This window comes from Streptomyces sp. PR69 (assembly GCF_026420845.1).
In the GTDB taxonomy this organism is placed as follows: Bacteria; Actinomycetota; Actinomycetes; order Streptomycetales; family Streptomycetaceae; genus Streptomyces.
The window spans coordinates 197,331-213,315 of record NZ_JAOWCB010000007.1; the positions used below are offsets into that span (position 1 = coordinate 197,331).

At 71.8% G+C, this 15,985-nt stretch carries 18 protein-coding genes; 10 read left to right on the forward strand and 8 right to left on the reverse strand.

Features of this window, described 5'->3' with window-relative positions; translation table 11 throughout:
* The first annotated feature begins 152 nt into the window (after window positions 1–152).
* Window positions 153–1,142: a malate dehydrogenase gene (locus OF819_RS09695; RefSeq protein ID WP_267242989.1), complete on the forward strand. Its 990-nt coding sequence runs from the start codon at window positions 153–155 to the stop codon at window positions 1,140–1,142.
* 99 nt (window positions 1,143–1,241) lie between these two features.
* On the opposite strand, the gene OF819_RS09700 is transcribed toward OF819_RS09695, so the two are convergent.
* On the reverse strand, window positions 1,242–1,724 hold the full coding sequence (locus tag OF819_RS09700; protein WP_267242990.1) for a response regulator transcription factor: 483 nt from the start codon (window positions 1,722–1,724) through the stop codon (window positions 1,242–1,244).
* Between the two features lie 426 nt (window positions 1,725–2,150).
* On the opposite strand from OF819_RS09700, the gene OF819_RS09705 reads away from it, so the two are divergent.
* From OF819_RS09705 to OF819_RS09720, 4 genes are all read left to right on the forward strand, one after another.
* Window positions 2,151–2,606 (forward strand): hypothetical protein, encoded by a 456-nt coding sequence (locus OF819_RS09705; RefSeq protein WP_267242991.1) that lies wholly within the window; start codon window positions 2,151–2,153, stop codon window positions 2,604–2,606.
* A gap of 101 nt (window positions 2,607–2,707) precedes the next feature.
* Window positions 2,708–4,375, forward strand: coding sequence for a hypothetical protein (locus tag OF819_RS09710; protein WP_267242992.1), 1,668 nt, complete (start codon window positions 2,708–2,710; stop codon window positions 4,373–4,375).
* 142 nt (window positions 4,376–4,517) lie between these two features.
* Window positions 4,518–5,222, forward strand: a complete 705-nt coding sequence (locus OF819_RS09715) for an ABC transporter ATP-binding protein (RefSeq protein WP_267242993.1) — start codon at window positions 4,518–4,520, stop codon at window positions 5,220–5,222.
* Window positions 5,219–6,475, forward strand: coding sequence for an FtsX-like permease family protein (locus OF819_RS09720; protein ID WP_267242994.1), 1,257 nt, complete (start codon window positions 5,219–5,221; stop codon window positions 6,473–6,475). The genes OF819_RS09715 and OF819_RS09720 overlap by 4 nt, the downstream gene beginning before the upstream one ends.
* Before the next feature lie 36 nt (window positions 6,476–6,511).
* Here OF819_RS09720 and OF819_RS09725 read toward each other — a convergent pair whose 3' ends face one another.
* On the reverse strand, window positions 6,512–6,826 hold the full coding sequence (locus tag OF819_RS09725) for a hypothetical protein (RefSeq protein WP_267242995.1): 315 nt from the start codon (window positions 6,824–6,826) through the stop codon (window positions 6,512–6,514).
* Window positions 6,823–7,113, reverse strand: coding sequence for a DUF6247 family protein (locus OF819_RS09730; RefSeq protein WP_267242996.1), 291 nt, complete (start codon window positions 7,111–7,113; stop codon window positions 6,823–6,825). The genes OF819_RS09725 and OF819_RS09730 overlap by 4 nt, the downstream gene beginning before the upstream one ends.
* Before the next feature lie 420 nt (window positions 7,114–7,533).
* Here OF819_RS09730 and OF819_RS09735 point away from each other — a divergent pair, with 420 nt between their 5' ends.
* A complete protein-coding gene (locus OF819_RS09735; RefSeq protein WP_267243054.1) occupies window positions 7,534–7,890 on the forward strand; it encodes a Uma2 family endonuclease in 357 nt (118 codons plus the stop codon).
* Window positions 7,891–7,893: 3 nt separating this feature from the next.
* On the opposite strand, the gene OF819_RS09740 is transcribed toward OF819_RS09735, so the two are convergent.
* Window positions 7,894–8,871, reverse strand: a complete 978-nt coding sequence (locus OF819_RS09740) for a GlxA family transcriptional regulator (protein WP_267243055.1) — start codon at window positions 8,869–8,871, stop codon at window positions 7,894–7,896.
* A 90-nt stretch (window positions 8,872–8,961) separates the two neighbouring features.
* Between OF819_RS09740 and OF819_RS09745 the strand changes: the two genes are divergently transcribed.
* Window positions 8,962–9,954 (forward strand): proline dehydrogenase family protein, encoded by a 993-nt coding sequence (locus tag OF819_RS09745; RefSeq protein ID WP_267242997.1) that lies wholly within the window; start codon window positions 8,962–8,964, stop codon window positions 9,952–9,954.
* A 100-nt stretch (window positions 9,955–10,054) separates the two neighbouring features.
* On the opposite strand, the gene OF819_RS09750 is transcribed toward OF819_RS09745, so the two are convergent.
* From OF819_RS09750 to OF819_RS09760, 3 genes are all read right to left on the reverse strand, one after another.
* A complete protein-coding gene (locus OF819_RS09750; RefSeq protein WP_267242998.1) occupies window positions 10,055–10,537 on the reverse strand; it encodes a hypothetical protein in 483 nt (160 codons plus the stop codon).
* A gap of 420 nt (window positions 10,538–10,957) precedes the next feature.
* The gene (locus tag OF819_RS09755; protein WP_267242999.1) at window positions 10,958–11,209 is read right to left on the reverse strand and encodes a DUF397 domain-containing protein; all 252 of its coding nucleotides are present in this window, start codon (window positions 11,207–11,209) and stop codon (window positions 10,958–10,960) included.
* Window positions 11,206–12,039 (reverse strand): helix-turn-helix domain-containing protein, encoded by an 834-nt coding sequence (locus OF819_RS09760; RefSeq protein WP_267243000.1) that lies wholly within the window; start codon window positions 12,037–12,039, stop codon window positions 11,206–11,208. Before OF819_RS09760 ends, OF819_RS09755 begins: the two co-directional genes overlap by 4 nt.
* A 108-nt stretch (window positions 12,040–12,147) precedes the next feature.
* Here OF819_RS09760 and OF819_RS09765 point away from each other — a divergent pair, with 108 nt between their 5' ends.
* From OF819_RS09765 to OF819_RS09775, 3 genes are all read left to right on the forward strand, one after another.
* Window positions 12,148–12,516 (forward strand): DUF6415 family natural product biosynthesis protein, encoded by a 369-nt coding sequence (locus tag OF819_RS09765; protein ID WP_267243001.1) that lies wholly within the window; start codon window positions 12,148–12,150, stop codon window positions 12,514–12,516.
* Window positions 12,513–13,658 carry a DUF5954 family protein gene (locus tag OF819_RS09770; RefSeq protein WP_267243002.1) on the forward strand — a complete coding sequence of 382 codons (1,146 nt, stop codon included), beginning with the start codon at window positions 12,513–12,515 and terminating at the stop codon, window positions 13,656–13,658. The genes OF819_RS09765 and OF819_RS09770 overlap by 4 nt, the downstream gene beginning before the upstream one ends.
* Before the next feature lie 126 nt (window positions 13,659–13,784).
* Complete coding sequence (locus OF819_RS09775; protein WP_267243003.1) at window positions 13,785–14,141, forward strand: four-helix bundle copper-binding protein; 357 nt, start codon at window positions 13,785–13,787, stop codon at window positions 14,139–14,141.
* 1 nt (window position 14,142) lies between these two features.
* Here OF819_RS09775 and OF819_RS09780 read toward each other — a convergent pair whose 3' ends face one another.
* On the reverse strand, window positions 14,143–15,810 hold the full coding sequence (locus OF819_RS09780; protein WP_267243004.1) for a serine/threonine-protein kinase: 1,668 nt from the start codon (window positions 15,808–15,810) through the stop codon (window positions 14,143–14,145).
* Window positions 15,811–15,985: the final 175 nt, after the last annotated feature.

The window sequence follows — 15,985 nt, forward strand, 5'->3', positions numbered from 1 at the left end:
CCTGACCGCTGGATATCTCTTCACGTCAAGATTCAGGCGCGGGCGCGCGGCGGCTCACAAGGCGGCGGGCCGACGGCTGGACCGGCGGCGGGAGGGGTGTTCAGCACGAGGGGCACCCGGCCCCCACCGCCAGCTGTCTTACGGAGATCGCCATGACCCGCACTCCCGTCAACGTCACCGTGACCGGCGCGGCCGGCCAGATCGGCTACGCGCTGCTCTTCCGCATCGCCTCCGGCCACCTGCTCGGCCCGGATGTGCCGGTCAGCCTCCGCCTGCTGGAGATCACCCCGGCGCTCAAGGCCGCCGAGGGCACCGCCATGGAGCTCGACGACTGCGCGTTCCCGCTGCTGCGCGGCATCGAGATCACCGACGACCCGAACGTCGCCTTCGACGGCACGAACGTCGCCCTGCTCGTCGGCGCCCGCCCGCGCACCAAGGGCATGGAGCGCGGCGACCTGCTGGAGGCCAACGGCGGCATCTTCAAGCCGCAGGGCAAGGCCATCAACGACCACGCCGCGGACGACGTCAAGGTCCTGGTCGTCGGCAACCCGGCCAACACCAACGCCCTGATCGCCCAGGCCGCCGCCCCGGACGTGCCGGCCGAGCGCTTCACCGCGATGACCCGCCTCGACCACAACCGCGCGATCTCGCAGCTCGCCGCCAAGACCGGCGCGGCCGTCTCCGACATCAAGCGCCTGACCATCTGGGGCAACCACTCGGCGACCCAGTACCCGGACATCTTCCACGCGGAGATCGCGGGCAAGAACGCCGCCGAGGTCGTGAACGACGAGGCATGGCTCGCCGACACCTTCATCCCGACCGTCGCCAAGCGCGGCGCGGCGATCATCGAGGCCCGCGGCGCGTCCTCCGCCGCCTCCGCCGCGAACGCCGCGATTGACCACATCCACACCTGGGTCAACGGCACCGCCGAGGGCGACTGGACCTCCATGGGCATCCCCTCGGACGGCTCGTACGGCGTTCCCGAGGGCCTGATCTCCTCCTTCCCGGTCATCTGCAAGGACGGCAAGTACGAGATCGTCCAGGGCCTGGACATCAACGACTTCTCCCGTACCCGCATCGACGCGTCGGTGCAGGAGCTGACGGAGGAGCGCGAGGCGGTCCGCGGACTCGGCCTGATCTGAGCCTGACTCGTAGAAAGCCGTACGACGTCGGGCATCTGTGGGGCGCTGCATCGAGCAGCGCCCCACAGCGCTGTCCAGGGCGGCAGGGTCAGGGCAGCGTCAGCTGGCGATGCCCTGGGCGGTCCAGTACACCGCCACGGCCTGCATGCGCCGTTCGGCGGACAGCTTGCGCAGCACCTGGCTCATATAGCCCTTCACCGTGTCGGAGCTGACATGGAGCGACGAGGCGATCTGCTGGTTGGTCAGCCCGTCCGCGGCCCGTTCGAGCACGGCCAGTTCGCGTGGGGAGAGCCGGTCCAGCGCATGGCGGGCGCCGGACCTGCCGGGTGGCGGCGCGGCAGCCGGGCGGCGGCCGCGCAGCCTCTCGGACTGCACGCTCAGACCATGGCGCACGGCGTGCAGCGCCACCCCGAGACGCTCGTCGAGGTCCGTGTGCAGAAGCACCCCGCGCGCCCCGCGGTCGGCGAGCCGGAGGGATTCCTCGGCTGTGGCCTGTGCGTCCAGCAGAGCCAGCACCGGTGGCCTGGACGGAGCGTCGAAGTCAGCAAGCAGCTTCTCGGTCACATCGATGGAAGTGCCCACATCCACAATCGCGACCGCGAGCGGACGCCTGCGATGCGCTGCCGAAATCGCCGCTGTGTCCAATTCACCTGAGGTCACGGTCAGTACGCCAGGGACGTCGCGGCACAGGCGCTCAATATGCCGCACGGCCAGGGCGTGCTGACCAAATATGCCGACGTGCACCAAATCCCCCGATGTTTAGTGTGTCTTTATCTGGCTGGTCAGCAAGGAGCATACCCAGGAGTCATATCGGGGTCCGTTTTGGCTTGATGGTCGGCATTCCCCCGGGTCGGGGGGAGTGCCTCCACCCGTTCCGGGGGTGCCGCAGGCCGCGGCCGCCTTGATCAGATGGCGAAGCGCCCCGACGCCCGTCCCCGGGCCCAGTGCAAGTGGGCCCGGGACGTCGGACGCCGGGGCAGACCACCCGTCTACTCGAAGGGAAGCAAGGTGCGCAAGTTCACCGCGCTCGCGGCCGGTGCGCTGCTGCTGCTCGGCGGCGCGGGCCAGGCCCACGCCATCAGCGACAGCGCCAAGAAGTCGATTCCGGGCACCGGCGCCGTCCTTCAGGCGAACGCCTGGAACTGCAACTTCTACAGCGACAAGTGCTCGTTCGCGACCTCCTCCAAGGCGCTGAAGAGCGGCAAGGGCTACAAGGTCAGCACCATCCGCAACACGGCGACCGTCACCGCCAACGGCTGGGGCGCGACCATCTCCGTGTCGCCGAGCGCCACGCAGACCAGCAAGGAAACCGCCAAGATCACGTGGACGAACACCAACACGTGGATCTCTGACATCAGCGGCATCGCCGACCCGAGCGGCGCGCTGAACACCTCCATCACCACCTGCTCGGACGCGTACGCGTTCAAGTCCGGGTCCAAGGCCTGGTCCTCGGCCTGCACCTGACAGGATGCGCCGGGGCCGCCGCCGTCGCCATCGCGCGGCGGCGGCCCCGACGCCGTCAACACCCCTCTCCGCCCCTCCCGCACACCCCTCTGTGAGACACGATGACGAGGAAGCGACTCGCGTGGATCGCCGGGGCGGGCACGCTGGTGCTCGCCCTCGTCCTCACGCTCCCCCTGCACATCGGGCAGCTGCTCCCCGGCAAGGACGACCACACCCCGGACGTCCCGGGGCAGGGCCTGCCCCAGGCCCTCGACCGGCTGCGCGGCGACAACGACCTCGTCCGTCCGCGGAGCGAGGCGCACGGCGTCCGCCCGCGCCTGCACAGCACCGCGTACGGCCGTCAGGAGATGCGCGCCGGCGGTGACGGTGACACGCGTGTGCCGGAGCTCGACACCGACGCGTTCACCGCCCTGCTCACCTCGGACGCCGCCGAGTCGCCCGCCTGGCGCGCCTACTACCTCTGCCTGGCCGCCGGCGGCGCTGAGCCCGCGGTCCGCTCGCCCGGGGCCCGCACCATCCTCGACCGGCTGAGCTGGGGACCGGACGCGCTGCGCGAAGCGCGTGCGTACGTCACCGAAGGCGGCCCCGGCGACGACGCCGAGACCTCCGTGGCGACCCGCGCCGCCTTCCTCACCGCCCTGTCCTGCCTCGGCGAGAAGGACTCCGTCCCGGCCTCCGCGGTGGACCGCCTCGCGGCCGACACGGCGAAGCTGGCCACCCCGATACCGGTCCTGGACGCATCGGACGCCCTCGCCCAGTACGGCCGTACGGTCAAGGCCCCGGCCCCGCTCAGCGGCTGGCGCACGGAGGCGACCGCCGAATCCTGCTCGGAGACCGACGCCGCCCAGCTCGCCGCCCTGCGGCTGCTCGCCCCCTCCGCCGAAAAGCCCGGACAGCCCGGACAGCCCGGACAGCCCGGACAGCCCGGACAGCCTGAACAGCCCGGACAGCCGGAGCACGCCGAGAAGTGCCTGCGGGCCGGACTCGGCTCGGCCAACCCGCAGACCCGCTGGCTGGCCCACCGCGCCCTGCCCGACGCCCCGGCCCCCACGACCGGCAAGGCCAGGCCCGACTTCGACGCCAAGGGCCTCGTCGTGGAGACCCCCAGCCAGCTCGGCACTCTCCGCGCCACCTACGAAGCCGCCCGCGCCCTCGCCATCACCGGCATGCAGGACCGCGCCCCGGACTGGCTGACCGCCGAAGTCCGCCGGCTGAGCGAGGAACGCGAGCTGCCCGCGGGCGACGCCGTCATGGTCGCCCTCGTCTGCGACCGGCTCGCCCTCTCCTGCGGGCCGCAGGCGGCGAAGGGCGAGGCGGCGGTGCGCGACCACGCCGTGCCCGCCGCCTTCGACAGCGCCAAGCCGGCCGCCTGGGCCGATGTGATGCGCGCCAGGATCGAGCTGGAGCTCGACTGCCCCGCCACCGAACTGGCCCCCGCCCCCAAGGGCAGGCCGCTGGACCCCCAGTGGCTCCAGGCCCTGCGGCTCCTCGGCGAGGCGGGCTGCACCGAGCAGGCCGCGCGGCTCGCCGCCGGGCACGATCTGCCGCAGCTCGCCGTCGAGGCGCTCGAATCCGGTGACGTGGTGCGCGCCGCCGACGCCTACTGGGCCGCCGTGCACGCAGGCGCCCCCATCCCGCAGCCGGTCATGGCGCGCTTCCCGGCACTGCTGACGACGTACGAGGCCAAGGGGGCGGCCGCGCTCTACGCACGCGCCCCGGGCGGCCCTGCCGACATCGAGGCCACGAACGCCGCCTACTCTCTGCTGTGATCCCGTCCCTGCCGTGATCCCGCCGCCCGGCTGCCGCTGCCCGCACCCGGCGGCGGCCGAACGGCGGCGCTCGCCCCAGCCCACAGCCGCCTCGCACGGTGCTTCCGCTCGTCCCCACCCAGGCCATCCAGGAGTGACAACCGTGTCAGCACCCCCCGCAGCCCTCGCTCTCGACGCGGTCTCCTACCGCTATCCCGGCACCTCCGCGGACGTCGTCGCGGACCTCGGCCTCACGCTGCCCGCGGGCCTCACCCATGCCGTGCAGGGCCCCTCCGGCTGCGGAAAGAGCACCCTGCTCGCGCTGGCCGGGCTGATCCTCGCCCCCACGTCCGGCACGGTGACCGTCGCCGGGCAGGCCGTCGACGACCCCGACGCCGTACGCCGCCACCGCATCGGCACCGTCCTTCAGGACCTCGGCCTGCTGCCGTTCCTCAACACCTGGGAGAACGTCGCCGCCGCCTTCGGGCCGAAGCTCGCCCGCCACGAGAGCGCCGCGCGCGACGCGCTGGCCCGGCTCGGCATGGCCGACCTGGCCGCCCGCCCGGTCCAGGAGCTCTCCGGCGGCCAGCGGCAGCGTGTCGCGATCGCCCGCGCCGCCGTGCACCAGCCCGCGCTGCTCCTCGCCGACGAACCCACCTCCGGCCTCGACGAGGAGAACGCCTCGCTCGTGGTCGACGCCCTCAGGCAGTGCGCCGCGAACGGCGCGGGCGTGCTCGTCGTCACCCATGACGCGGCCGTCGCCGCCCGCTGCGACCGCACCTCCCGTCTCGACGGCGGACGGCTCTCCGACATCTTTGACGCATCCGACGCCGCAACCGGCAGGCCCCTCGCAGGAGGCACCGCATGAGCACGACCACCCCCCGGCCCGAGGCCCCGCGCCGCCCCGGCGGCTGGTCCGGCCTGACCTGGCGGCGCGACGGCAACTCCCTGCGCCGGGCGCTGCCCGCCGTCGCGGTCCTTTCCGGGCTGCTCGCCGTCTGCGTCGGCGTCACCAGCGGCGCGTCGGAAGCGGTCGAACGCGACGTCCTCTCCAGCGGCGGACTGACCCAGATAGAGCTCTCCGCGCCGGGCTCCGGCGGCGACGCGTCCTCCGCCCGCCCGCTGACGGCCGACATCCTCGACGAGGCAGGGAAGCTCGACGGCGTGGTGACCGTCGTCCCGGACTTCGCCGCCTCCGTGTACGCAGCAGAGGAGACCGGCGGCACATACGTACTGGGCGCGAACGGCTATGTCCCCGGCTCCACCATGCCCGTGGTCAAGGGCAGCGCCCCCAAGGACCAGCTGGCGGACGGCCAGATCATCGTCCCCGCGAAGGCCGAAGGCACCGACCTCGCCCCCTTCGTCGGCAAGACGGTCACCTTCTCGCACACCGTCGGCACCGGCCCGAGCACCGGCACCACCGAGGACATCCGGCTCACGGTCGTCGCCGCCTACGACCCCTCCTGGCAGCCGGACGGCCCCGGCGCGGCCTATGTCTCGCCCGGCACCGGCCTGCGCCTCGCGGCCGCGCGCGCCGGCCAGTCACCTCAGCAGTTCATGGACGAACAAGGCGCACAGAGCGCCGTCGTGGTGACGCGGCACCAGCGCACCGTCGCCGCGGTCACCTCCGAACTCCAGAACCTCGGCGTCTCCGCCTCCCCGGTCTCCGACCGCATCGGCAATCTCCCCGGCATCTTCGGCGCGGTCCAGTGGCTCACCCTGGCGCTCGCCGCCCTGCTCGCGGCCGTCTCCCTGCTGCTGGGCGCGACCCGCGCCATGGACAGCGTGCGCGCCCGACTCGCCCAGTTCGCCGTCCTGCGAGTCCTCGGCGAGTCCCTGGCCTCGCTGCGCTCCCTGCTGGTCGGCGAGGCCGTGCGCACGGGCCTGGCGGCGGGCGCGATCGGCCTCGTCGCCGGCGGTGCGACGGCGGCCCTGCTGGCCTCCCCGCTCAGCGGCGCACTGGGCCTGACCATCCGCGCCGCGGACACCATTCCGGCCCCCTGGTGGGCCCTGGCCGTCCTCATCCTGCCCATCCTGGGCCTGGCCGCGGGCGCACTGGTGGGCGGCCGCCGGGCGCTGTCGGACGACCCTTATCTGACGGTCCGCCGCAACAACCTCTGACCTTCCAGTCACCGGAGGTACGGGTGCGCTACGGAGTCAGAAATCGCCGTCTCCGCCGGCGAACCGCACCGGGCTGACGAGGGCGATGCGGACAATGCCGGGCTCGGGCGGTGGGGCGTCGTAGACGTAGGTGACGGTGAGGGCCGACCGCTCTGCGTTCCCTTCGAGGCGGGTGGTGTACAGCTTCATACGGCCTGCGGCGCTCGTGGCGCGGCGCCCGAGTTCGGGACTCTTCTCCAGTTCGGCACGGAGGGCTTCGACTGCCTCAAGCGCGCCGCCGCCGATGGCTTCACACCGGCTCCGGGCCTCGCTGGTGATCTCGGCGACCACGCGAGGGGGCTCGGAGCTCAACGCGTGGCCTTCCGCGCCGCCTCGATCTCGGCGACGGCGGCGGCGACGGCGGAGTCGAACCCAGGGTCCTGGCGGGCCGTGATCCGGCCGCGGAACTCCTCGACGAGGCGGACGATGCCCGAGAGGTCGGCCGGGTCCGCGTGGTTGAGGGCGCGGGCCAGCTCGGCCTCGAAGTCGTCGGCGTCGCCGGGGAAGCCGTAGCCCATGGTGAGGGCGGCCCGGAGTTCTCCGATGGTGCGCATGGGCGGGAGCTGAGGGGGGCCGGAGTCGGCGGGGTTCGTGGTCATGGCGGTCACGGATTCCCTTTCGTCGTCTGTTTCAAGGTACCCGGGCGCGGTTCTGCGTGTCCGGGAGTCTGAGCGCGGGCTGGGCTTGTCACTGTCGAGCACTACGCTGTGTAGTGCCCCACAGTGCTCTGTACGGAGGGAGTGGTGACTCGATGTCCGTAGAGGCGGTCTTCCACTACACGCTGCCCGATACGCCGTATGCGATGTGGGTGCGGGACGAACTGCACGCGTACCTGCGGCTGCCGGAGGATGGCGCGCGGGCCGAAGCCGCTGGGTGGGAGAGATCATCGTGTCGCCGGGACCCTCGTTTGATCACATCGCCATCGTGGCCGACATTCAGGAGGGCCTGACCCTCGCCAGGTCGGGGAACCCCGCCTTCCCCTGGCGAGGGGTGAAACGGCAGACCTGAGTCTGGTCCAGATCGGTGAGGGCCGCACCCCTGACCTCGTCGTCTTGGAAGCCGGCATAGTGGCCGAGGCGCGTGCGGCGAAGTCGAGGCATCTGTTCTCGCATCAGCTCGACTTCGTCGTGGAAGTCACCTCGCCCCACAACACGGGGCAGAAGGCCACGCAGACGGCGTACGCGCAGCAGAGCATCCCCCACTGCCTGCTGATCGACCGCGATCCGAAGAACCCCGGTGTGACGCTCTACGCCGGTCCGGACCGCCGGGCGGGGCGCTATGAGGCCGTCGAGGAGTGGAAGTTCGGGGGCACGGTCACACTGCCCGAGCCGTTCGGCTTCTCGTTCGACACCAGCGCGTGGGAGCCATGGGGATGATCCTCAACCAGCGGCGCCCGGGCCGCGGAACGCGCGGCGGTAGGCGTGTGGGGTGGTGCCGAGCCGTCGGGTGAAGTGGTGGCGGAGAGTGTCCGCCGTGCCGAAGCCGGAGCGCTGGGCGACGGCGGTGACCGGTTCGTCGGTGGTCTCCAGCAGGTGCTGCGCCAGCAGTACGCGCTGGCCGGTGAGCCACTGGAGAGGAGAAGCCCCGACCTCCTGCCGGAAGCGGCGGGCGAAGGTACGGGGCGACATATGGGCCCGGCGGGCCATCTGGTCCACCGTCAGCTCGGTGTGGAGCCGCCCCTCCAGCCACGCGAGCAGCGGTGTCAGCGAGTCGCCGTTCGACTGCCGGTGGCCGACCCGGCCTTCCGGCCGCTTCACATACTGGGCCTGGCCGCCGTCGCGGTGCGGGGAGGTGACCATACGCCGGGCGATGTCCCCGGCGACGGCGCTGCCCTGTTCCTTGCGTACGAGGTGGAGGCAGGCGTCGATGCCCGCGGCCGTGCCCGCGCCCGTGATGACCGGGTCCTCGTCCACATAGAGGACGTCCGACTCGACGCGGGCGCGCGGATGGCGGCGGGCGAGTTCCTCGGTGTAGCGCCAGTGGGTGGTGCACCGGCGGCCGTCCAGCAGCCCGGCCTCGCCCAGCAGAAACGCGCCCGTACAGATGCTCAGTACGCGGGCGCCGCGTGCCGCCGCCGCCCGCAGTGCGGCGAACAGCTCCTCCGGGTGCCGGACGCCCGGATCGGCCGCCGGTACGCCGATCAGGTCGGCCGACTCCAGCCGCTCAAGCCCGTACAGCGCCTCGACGCCGAAGCCGTGCCTGGTGCGCACGGTGCCCGGCCCCGTGGCGGAGACGACGGCGAAGTCGTAGCCGGGGAGCCCGTCGTCGGTGCGGTCCGTCCCGAAGACCTCGCAGAACACCCCCAGCTCGAACGCGTGCCCGCCGTCGAGGGCGAGAACGGCGATGTCGCGGAGCATCGGAACCTCGTGGTCGAGTGGCAGGAATTTCCGCATGGTAGGCGTTTCCGCCACTGTCCGGCCAGGGACGATGCTGCAACGCTGGCGGCCATGAACGCTGACGATCACCACTCCGGCGACGCAGCCGCCGCGGGCGCGGAGGCGGGCGCGGCACAGGTGCTGCGCGCCCTCGCCCTCGACGAGAAGCTGAAGTGGCAGGTGCCGGAGGACCCCCTCCTCGGCCCTGTGGTCCGGCGGGTGGCCCGCCGCTATGTGGCAGGGCAGAGCCTGGACGACGCGCTGGACCGCGTCGCCGGCGTCATCGCCGGAGGACACCGCGCGAACGCGGAATACATGGGCGAGAGCTGCCGCGACCCGGAGCGCGCCGTCGCGGAGACGGACGTCTTCGTCGAGGCCGCGCATCGGCTGCCCGCCGACTGCTCGGTCTCGCTCGACCTCTCACATATCGGTCTGGCGGTCGATGCGGATCTGGCCCTGGAGAACGCCACCCGCATCGCCCGCGCCACCGCCGGCACCGGCCGCGAGATGGTCATCTCCGCGGAGGGCTCGGACCGCACGGACGCGGTGCTGGCCGTGCACCGCAAGCTGTGCGAGCGATTCGACCACGTCGGCATCACCGTCCAGGCGCGACTGCACCGCACGGCCGACGACCTCCCGGCGCTGCTCGCCCTGCCGGGCCGCATCCGCCTGGTCAAGGGCGCGTTCCTGGAACCGGAGACAGCGGCCCTGGCCCGCGAGGACGCCGCGCTCCCCGCCGCGTATATGCGCTACGCGCAGCAGCTTGCCGACTCGGGCCATGCGTGCTCGTACGCCACCCACGACTGGGAGCTGATCCACCGGATCGACGCGCTGCTCGGCGGGGCGGGGCGCGAGGACGCGCCGTGGGAGTTCGAGACCCTGCTCGGCCTCGGCCCCGACCGCCTCGCGGCGATGGCGGAGCGCGGCCACCCGACGCGCGAGTACGTCGTCTTCGGCACCGAATGGTGGCTCTATGTCTGCAACCGGCTGGCCGAGGACCCCCGGCGGCTGTTCCAGGCGCTCATCGACGCGGCGGGCGGCGGGCCGGATCAGCGAGCGGCATAGACACGGGCGTTGCCCCGGGGCTGCCGGCCGTTGCGGCGGGCGGAGTGCCCGGCGGCAACGGCCGGCAGTCATGCTCTTACCGGGAGTTTTCCGGCGTTATTCAGGGCAGCAGCTCGCTGGCGTTCTGCTCTCCGGTGTCGGTGGGCTGGAAGAAGTAACTGCCCGCCACTTGGGTGCCCGCATTGAACAGGTCCCCTGCTCGGCCTCCGATGTTGTCGCCGAGCTGCTTGCCGGCTTCCTTCCTTTCCCTGTCTGCCGCCTCGGGGTCGTCCTGGTCGACGTTCGGGCCGACCGTGTAGCGGAAGTCGTGCTGAATGCACGCGTCCATGGTCTGCTGCGAGATGGTGTCCGCCGGGATGGCGGTGCAGCCGTTGGAGTAGAAACTCCGCTGCAATTCCCCATCGGGGGCCGCGTCCAGCACCTTGTTCCGGCGCTCGATGAACTGGTCATTGGGCAGCTGTGCGGTTTCCTCGTACGTCGCACGGTCGAAGTTCGCGCCGGGGTGGTCGGCGTCGGGGGGCGCCCGGGCCTTCCCGGAGCTTGCCTGTGCACGCGTCGAGCTGCTCCTCGAAGGCCAGGCCACTGGAGCGCTGATCGTCGAGGCATTTCTCGTAGGACCTCTGGAAGAATTCGTCCACGGTGGGATCGGAGGAACTGGCGGCAGGGGCGGAGGTCGCCGCCTGCGCGGTCGTGGCGCTCAGGCCGAGGCCGGTGATCCCGAGGGTCGCGGTGGCGACGCCCAGGCCCATCCGGCGCGCGGTGCGCGAATCCGAAGGCTTGCGGTGCTTTCCCATGAATGTTTTCCGTTCGGTGGGATGTGGGAGCGAGGTCGCGATCTCAGTTGCGGAGATCTCGGAATTCGCCGCCAGGTTCCCGCCCGTGGAAAACCCTGGGGGCCCTCGGGTCAATGCCTACGGAGTCCGTAGCGTCTCGGGCGGCGCGCCCGGGCTGCGAGGGTCCGCAGCCGGGCGCGTGCCGTCCCGGTGGTCTTGATGGGCGTCGGCTATATGGGCTGGGCGGCCGCGTAGGCGACGAAGGCCGCCCAAGGGGTGGGGGCGACGTCGAGGACGGGGCCGGTGGCGGGGCTGCGCTTGGAGTCGCGTATGTGGATGGTGGTGGGGTGGGCGGCGACCTCGACGCACTCGCCGCCGCCCCCGCCGCTGTAGCTGGACTTGCGCCAGTCGTAGGCGACTTCGAGGCACTCGCCGCCGTCACCACCGCTGTAGCTCGACTTGAACCATGTCAGGTCGTTCATCTCTCTCCCGTCGCCAACTGCTCGATGAACTCCGCCGATTCCTTGGGGGAAAGGGCCTGGCTCTGGAGGATTCCATAGCGCCTGCAGTGCCGATTCACCGCCTGTGAGTTGGTGATCAACCGGCCTGTGCCCTGCACTTCCAGGTAGACGCACATGTTCTTGCCCGGTGGCTCGACCAGGGTGAACGGCCCCTCAAGCCCTGCGTGGTTCACGCGCTCGATCGGCATCACCTGAATCTCGATGTGGCGCTCCTGCCCGACCTCCAGTAGGTGGTCGAGCTGCTTGCGCCGGACCTCGTAGCCGCCGATAGGGCGGCGCAGGACGGCCTCTTCGAGAACGAAGCTCAGGTGAGCCGGAGGTGTGCGGGTGAGGAGCTTCTGCCGCGCAAGTCGTGCGGCCAGGCGGCGCTCGATCTCTTCATCGTCCAGAGCGGGGCGGTACTCGACGTGTACGGCACGGGCGTACGCCTCGGTCTGGAGCAGCCCATGGATGAGCTGAGTGCCGTACGTGGACAACGCCACCGCTTCCGCTTCAGCGTCCGCGAACGGCTGGAACCACGACGGATGCGGCTCCTTCAGCTGCTCCTCCACCACCGAGGTGAACACCCTCGGGATCTTGAACACCTTCTCCAGCTGCACCGCCAGGTCCATCTTCAGCGGGCGCCGCCCCTGCTCCACGCTCCCGATCTGGGACTCGGAGAAGCCCGCCGCGTCCGCCAGGCCCCGCTGGGTGAGCTCGGCTTCTTCGCGGAGCGCGCGCACCTGGGTGCTCAGAATGCGCATGCTTACGGGCACGTTGTCGTCGTATTCGGTGCTGTCGTGGTCGGTCACGTCGACACTCCCTCGCAGGGTCGTACGTAAGCGGTGACGACCCGTACATCAGGTCCGTACACCGTGTGACTCTGGCGAGGCTAGCCACAGGCAGGCCACATTCGAGGTGTGATCCCACAAACCTCATACGAACGAAGTCCCTTACCCAGAACGGAGATTCTGGACACCGCGCGCCGCGCCCTGGACGGCGACGCTCTGTCCGCGGACGAGGCCCGCGAGCTGGTGCGGCTGCTGCGGGTGCACGTGGGGCTGCTCGTGCCGCGGGTCGAGGAGCTTGCGCGGAGTCTGCCCGCGGGGGAGCAGGGGCGGTGTCTCGCTCTCGCGTCCGTCGAGGAGGCGCAGCGCAAGCTGCGGGCCGGGCCGACCGCGGGGATCGGGCCCGAGCGGCGGGTGCAGCAGCTGGCGAGGATGTGCCGGGCATTGGTCTTTCATGAGGAGGAGTTGCGGCGGGCCCGGACGCGCACACTCAGTACATGAACGACTACGGTGAGGGACTGCCCGCCTATCGGACGATCAGGATGGTCCGCCGGCCAGGGCCGATCGCGGCGTTCGCGGAGGAGGAGGCGTGGCGGGCGCGGAAGGACTATCCGCAGCTCATGGGGTCCGGACTGCCGACGTACTTCTATACGCGGGAACGGGACATGGGCGGCTGGGAGATCCTCGGGGTGGGCGGCGAGACGCCGCAGGGCGCGCGGGACTCGCTCGCCGCGCGCTTCCGGCAGATCGCCGCGATGGACGGCAAGACGTCGCTTCAGCGGAAGAAGCTGACCGCCGCGGCGGAGAAGCTCGACTGGGTGCGGCTCGACGAGATGAAGGTGCTGGGGCGGCGCTACCGGGTGGTGCGGGCGGAGCCGTTCGTCCGGATGGGGCCGGACGGGCCGGAGCCGCCGCGTCCTTCGGACCCGGACCCGGCGGACCCGGGCGATGCCGACCGGCTGCCCGATCCGGTCACGGGCTTCGTCATCGACCCGTACACGGGGACGGGGGTGTCGGAGGGGCTGCTGAGGTTTGACCTGTCGCAGTTCGTGACCAAGGCGGGCGGGCCGGTGCCCAAGGAGATGTGTGAGGACTCCAAGCGGGCGCGGTACACGCATCCCGGCGCGGTGCTGTTGCCGGTCGCCTTCGGGATCGCTGAGAAGGTCGACGGCCGGTGGCGGCCGCACAGCGGTCCGAGCAGCACGCCGCAGGACGCGCGCGAGACGCTGGCGATGTACTTCAGGGTCTTCGGGCCCGTACAGGAGGGGTGGAGCGAGGAGGAGCGGGAGGTCTACCGGCAGGCGGCGGAACGGCTCGACGCCAAGCGGGGTGCGGGCATCGTCGCGGCGGGCCGTCGCTTCCGCGTCGTGCGCATCGAACGCATGGTCCGCATCGGCCCGGACGGCCCCGAGCCGCCCCGCCCCTCCGACTGGGACCCCGACCCGCCGATCGGGCCGCACGTCCAGCAGCTCAAGGAGGCCGGCGAGTGGCGTGAGGAGCATGAGATGGAGCCGCCGAGCGAGGAGGCGCTGGAGATGCACGAGCTGCTGAAACAGGAAATGGCCCGCCGTGAGTCGCTCCAGCGGGAACGCAGGGCCCGTGCGGAGGAGGCGAGGCGGGGGCGTCCGGTTCCGCCTGAATGACCGCGCGGCGAGTGATCGCGGGTGCGGCGGACTGTCACCTGTCCGCCGCACCCGAGAGGCGATCAACGCGGTGTGCGTGTCGGCTGGAGGGCGTGCCCATCCCACGACCGGAATCGGAGGCTCCCCGTGACGCAGACGGCAGAGACGTCCCAGCAGATGCGGCAGTGCATCGACATGTGCCTCGCGGCGCACACCGCGTGCGGGCAGACCATGCAACACGCCCTGGACAAGGGCGGGAACATGGTGGAGCGCCCCATGATGATGACGCTCATGGACGCCGCGGACATGTCTGCCATGTGCGCGGACATGTGTATGCGGCAGTCACGCATGGCAGGCCAGATGTGCGCGATGAACGCGGAGGCGTGCCGCGCGGCCGCCGACGCGTGTGCGCGATTCGGCGACGACTCACAGATGAGAGCCTGCGCGGAGCAGCTCAGGCGGTGCGCTGAGATGTGCGAACAGATGGCGGCTGCGGCTCGCTGAGTCAGCCGTCCTGCCCGGGCAGCCGGTAGCCGTCCTTGACGTCGTCGAAGACGTGCTTGTGCCGCTGCCACTCCGCCTTGGGGGCGGAGAGATAGATGACGTGCTCCTTTCCGCCCGAGCGGCCGAACGCGAGGGCACAGGCGCGCCATTCGCGTGCCGAGCCCTGCCAGGTGAACTCCCAGATCGCGGCCGGCAGCTTCCGGAAGCTCGTGCTCTGCATCCGCAGCTTCCGGTAGTCGGGCAGCTTGCCTTCCTGCACGGACGCGGCCTCGTCGTCCTTCCAGTGCTGGAGGGGGTCGGGGCTGGCGAAGTCGCGGACCGAGATCCGTATGCCCACCAGTCCGCTGGGGGAGACGTAGGCGATCTCGTTCCGTTCCTCCGCGCCGGAGGGCAGCGTGCGGGTCCAGCCGTCCGGCACGGGGAAGGAGACGCCCAGCTCCTTCTCCTCGACGAGGTGGTAGCCCTCGGGGGTGGACGGCGGGGTGGCGCTCGGTGACGCGGAGGCTGTCGGCTGTCCGGTCTGCTTTCCGGCGGCCGACTGCTTCGCGCCGTCGCCGTCGTCGCCGATGCGCAGGGCCAGCGTCCCGGCGAGGGCCGCGCCTGCGAGGACTGCCAGGGCGGCCGCCCAGACGGCCATGCGGCGCGCGCGGCGGGGGCGGTGTGGGCGGCGTGTACGGCGGTGCGGGCCGTCGTCGTCCGGGGGAGCGGCCGCGGCCTCGGCGGGCAGCACGGCGGTGGCGACGCGGGCGCGGGCGGGGGCATCGCCCGCATCCCCGGCGGGTCCGTTCCCCGCCCTGCCGCCTGTCGCCGTCTGCGTCGCCGCCGCTGTCGCCGCCGCTGTCGCCGTCGTGGTCGTCGCCGACTGCCGCAGCGCCCGCTCCGCGGCCTCCGCCGAGGGCCGCTGCTCCGGGTCCTTCGCCAGCAGCGCCTCTATCAGCGGGGCGAGCGCCCCGGCCCGCCGCGGCGGCGTCAGCTCGTCGGCGGCTATCGCGTACGCCGTCTCCAGCGGGGTGGCCCTGCGGAACGGCGGTGTGCCCTCCACCGCCTGGTAGAGCGTCGCGCCCAGCGCCCACAGGTCGGACGCGGGCCCCGGCTTTCCGCCCCTGACCCGCTCCGGGGCCACATAGTCGATGGACCCGACCATCTCGCCCGTCTTGGTCAGGGTGGAGGTGCCGGTGGCCACGGCGATGCCGAAGTCCGTCAGCACCACCCGGCCGTCGTCGCCGAGCAGGACGTTTCCCGGTTTGACGTCCCGGTGCAGCACCCCGGCCGCATGGGCCGCCCGCAGGGCCGCGACCATGCCCCGGCCGATGCGTGCCGCCTCCCGGGGCGTCACCGGCCCATGCTCCTTGATCACATCGCTGAGTGTGAGCGACGGCACATACTCCATGACGACGCAGGGGCGTCCGTCGTCGTCGACCACGTCGTGGACCACGACGACATTGGGGTGGCTGATGCGGGCGGCGCTGCGCGCCTCGCGGCGGGTGCGTTCGTACAGGGTGGCCAGCTCGTCGTCGGCCAGATGCGGCGAGGCGTGCAGCCGCTTCACGGCGACCTGCCGCCCGAGCAGCTCGTCCTCGGCACGCCAAACGGTGCCCATGCCGCCGCGGCCTATGCGCTCCAGCAGCCGGTACCGCCCGGCGACCAGCTGCCCCTCTTCCGCCGACACAACGCGCCCCTCTACCGCCCTCAGGTCATCGAGGCGACACGATAACCGGCCGCACTCAGCCCGCCGCCTTCCGGGAGGGAAGCGGGCCGGCGACGGTGACGATCCGGTCACCGGCGTTGCCCGTACGGGCCCCTCGGCCGGGTGCCGTCTGGCGGCCCCACGGCAGGTGCTGTTC